2 protein-coding genes are annotated in these 3,720 nt (G+C 41.2%); one reads left to right on the top strand and one right to left on the bottom strand.

The genetic code is table 11. The features are described from left to right. Positions 1 to 397: 397 nt before the first annotated feature. Complete coding sequence (locus IM319_RS21150; protein ID WP_287736829.1) at positions 398 to 2,005, bottom strand: MFS transporter; 1,608 nt, start codon at positions 2,003 to 2,005, stop codon at positions 398 to 400. Between the two features lie 471 nt (positions 2,006 to 2,476). Here IM319_RS21150 and IM319_RS21145 point away from each other — a divergent pair, with 471 nt between their 5' ends. After that, complete coding sequence (locus IM319_RS21145; RefSeq protein ID WP_287736828.1) at positions 2,477 to 3,580, top strand: glycosyltransferase family 4 protein; 1,104 nt, start codon at positions 2,477 to 2,479, stop codon at positions 3,578 to 3,580. The last annotated feature ends 140 nt before the right edge of the window (positions 3,581 to 3,720 follow it).

Raw genomic sequence — 3,720 nt, 5'->3', positions numbered from 1 at the left:
TAATTAGGGCTTGCTGAATAAATCTAAAAACCTTGTTGGGTAAGACTGTTAGACCTTTTGTCAATCAAAAAGTACTGGATAGGGGAGTGATCGGGGGGAAATTTAAGCACTTTTTCCCTGAAAATTAGGTAGTTGACCACCTGAAAATGGGTAAAACCCCACACCCTACACCCCACACCCCACACCCCAACCCCCAACCCCCAACCCCCATCGAAAAACTTTTTCAGCAGACCCTAATTATTTATTTCCCCTCTTGCATGAGTGCCTATCCTCATAAGTAGCCTATACTCAACGGATTTAGTATAACTTTGTCTTGATAATTTACAAAACGATTGGAACCTGAAGAAGAAAAATTATTACGGGGTTTAACTGACAGTGTTTCTCAAAAAACTGATGTTTACTTTTCCTCTTGTCTTCTTGTTGCTAATTGGTCTAAAATTTCGGCGTGAACTTGGCGAGTAATTGGATAAAAATAGGCAAGAATTAAGCTAATGATCAGAAAAAATGCTGGTAAAGGAGCAATTGCTAGGCGAATTGCTATTAAAGCACTATCTGGCTGCAGGGGAATTGCTTCTCCTGGGATTCTTGGTTTAAAACCTGATATTTCTAGCGCAATACCGACAAGAAATAACCCCAAAGCTAAACCAATTTTTTGCAAAAGTACCATGAAAGCATAAAAAATACCTTCTCGACGTTTTCCTGTTTCTAATTCGTCTAATTCAATCACATCGGGAACCATTGACCAAGGAATTAAATAGGCCACAGATACGCCAAATCCTGCCAAAACTGCCAAAGCATACATTAAAGTTATTTGTCCGGGTTGGAGCAAAAATAAACCAATTTGGGCAATAATCCAGAATGTCATCCCTAAAAAATAGACTATCTTTTTGTCTAATTTCTGACTAACTGCTTGCCAAAAAAATAACATCACTAAAGCTGTTCCCTGTACTGCCAAAGCGACTAAACCCGATGCTGCTTCCGATAGTCTCATGTAGCTGACGACGTAGTAAACCAAAATCGAGGCGGTTAATTGTACTCCTAACCAAGCACAAAGATAGATGCCAATAACGTATAAAAAGGGACGATTACCAAAAACTATTTTTAATTGTTCTTTCAGGGGAATAGTTTCGGTATTATTATCCGCTTCTCTCTGTTTAATTGCCGCGCTATCCTTGAGATGATTTTCAGTTTTGCCATAGTAAAGGGTTAACCCCGAAACTATCCCTTGTATTCCTAATAAAATTGTGGAAATAGCGATAAAGTCTCTGGGATTCACCCCAATTTTTCCTAGTCCATAGACCAAGGAAAGCGCACCGATAACTATAAAAGCAATTGCCAAAACTTTTTTCTGGGGAGAATTGAGAATCGCTTTTGCTCCTCGTTCTTGTAAAGCTAAAGCGCACCAAATAACTGCTATAATCGACATTAAAGCACAAACTACACCTAACAATAAAAAAGCTTGATGGAGATCGTTGGCATAGGACGATGAGACGATAATATAGAGAATTAATGAGAGAATGCTGCCCCCGATGGAAAAGGCAAAACGAAAACTATTTAAGCGGGTTCTCTCATTATAATCATGGGTTAATTCAGGGGTGAGTGCCTGGTAGGGAAGATTGACTACTGTATAGGTTAAATTAAAGATAATACCGATAAAAATATAATATAAAAATAGCCATAATTGGTTATTAGTCGGGATTAACCACAGTAAAAAATAGCTAATTCCGAAGGGAATTGACCCCAATAACATCCATGGTAAGCGACGACCCCAAATAGTACGAGTTCGATCGCTCCACATTCCAATAATCGGATCGTTAATAGCGTCGAAAATTCTCACCACCATCAGCACACTACCAGCTAATCCTGCTGGTAATCCTGCCACATCAGTGAGGAAAAATAGCAGGTAAAATACCGAAATATTGGCAGTGATAGCCGGTCCCAAATCGCCAGCACCATAGGCGATTTTTGTGGTTAAATTGAGTCTTTCAGAAGTCAAATGAGCCATAAAAGCAATTACAGAGATTAAAATAAGCTTAACCGTTCTGGGGGCATTTGTAACCTTTGTCAGAGCAGTTGAGGAACTTTAATTTTTTTTGTCTCTAGTAATTCCTGAAAATATCTAGCGTTAAAAGGGGAAGATTCCCCGATGACACTGGGGACAAAGAAATGGCTTTATCTTTGGCATCCGGGAAAATTCTGACTATTTCCCCGTCCTTCACTTTTTATCTATCGCCTTGACCAGCATTATGAGCTAAACTGACTAATATCAGTTATTTTAGCTATCAGCATCGGAATTCTCCTTATTCTAGCAGTTACAAGCGAGAAGATCGGCCAGATTGTTCTTTTTCGGACTGTTAGCGGTTAGGATCTATTACTTGGGGGACGATCGAAATAGATCAAGAAAGTGTGATAGTACAGATAAGAGATCGGGGAAAATTTTTTCGCCAAACCTAAAACTTTTTGACGCTGACGTTCTATGATGCCTCATATCTTCCTATTTTTAGAGATTTTTTCCCAAGAAGGCGGTATTCAATCATATATCAAGGATGTCCTGCAAGCTTATCTCACTTTGCCCGATTGCGAGGCGGCCGAGGTTTTTTTACTGCGGGATGCCCCTGATTGTCCTAATCCTTTCAAAAATCAAGGTATTACCTTTCATTACCTGAAAAATAACTCAGCAACTCTCGGGCGCATCCAATTAGCCCGTAAGTTTCTAGTTTCTCTCCTCCGGAAACGTCCCCAACGGGTTTTTTGTGGTCATATAAATTTAGCCCCCCTCACCCGTCTTTACTGTCAAGCTTTAGGCATACCCTACACCGTCCTCACCTACGGCAATGAAGTCTGGGAACCTTTACCAAATTCCCAAAAACAGGCCCTGCAAGCGGCCGCATCGATCTGGACAATTAGCCGTTACACTCGCGATCTTATGTGTAAGGCTAACGCTATCGATCCCAAAAAAGTAGCAATTCTCCCCTGTGTGGTGGATGAGGAAAAGTTTAATTTAGGCGAAAAGTCCTTGACATTAATCAAAAAATATGATGTGGAAAATGCCAAAGTTTTATTAACAGTGGCCCGGTTGTGGTCGGGGGATATCCATAAAGGGGTAGATGTTACCATTCGGGCTCTGCCGACAATTCTAGAGACTTATCCCGAAGTAAAATATCTAGTCATTGGACGTGGGGACGACCACCCCAGGTTAGAAGCTTTAACCAAGCAGTTAGGAGTGGATAAACAGGTAATTTTCGCGGGTTTTGTCCCAACGGAGGAATTAGCCGACCATTATCGTTTAGCCGATGCTTACGTTATGCCCTCCCGGGAAGGATTCGGGATTGTTTACCTAGAAGCGATGGCCTGTGGTATTCCCGTGATTTCTGGAGATGAGGACGGTTCAGCAGAACCGCTGCAGGATGGTTTGGTGGGGTGGCGCGTTCCCTATCGAGATGCCGAAAAGGTGGCTCAAGCTTGTTTAGAAATTTTGGCAGGTCACGATCAACGTTGTCACCCCCAATGGTTGCGTCAACAAACTCTAACTAAATTCGGCAAAAAGACTTTACAAGCAAAATTACGGCAGTTAATCTAATTATCGAAAATTTGGGTTAAAACCCCGTCGTTTTACGACGGCTTTAAGCTACAATGGAAAAAGCGATAACCAAGCTAAAAACTGAACCTTGACCACAGATAGTAGGGGGTTTCGTTCAGAAAAGACTTCAAATTCGGCCT

The organism is Microcystis sp. M113S1 (assembly GCF_020246945.1).
Lineage (GTDB): Bacteria > Cyanobacteriota > Cyanobacteriia > Cyanobacteriales > Microcystaceae > Microcystis.
The sequence above is the reverse complement of the archived record's forward strand: the minus strand, read 5'-3'. Positions and strand labels throughout refer to the sequence as shown.

What these genes read in the sequence shown, in the direction of transcription:
- IM319_RS21150 (WP_287736829.1), bottom strand. Translation starts at nt 2,005, where the DNA reads ATGGCTCATTTGACTTCTGAAAGACTCAATTTAACCACAAAAATCGCC.
- IM319_RS21145 (WP_287736828.1), top strand. Translation starts at nt 2,477, where the DNA reads ATGATGCCTCATATCTTCCTATTTTTAGAGATTTTTTCCCAAGAAGGC.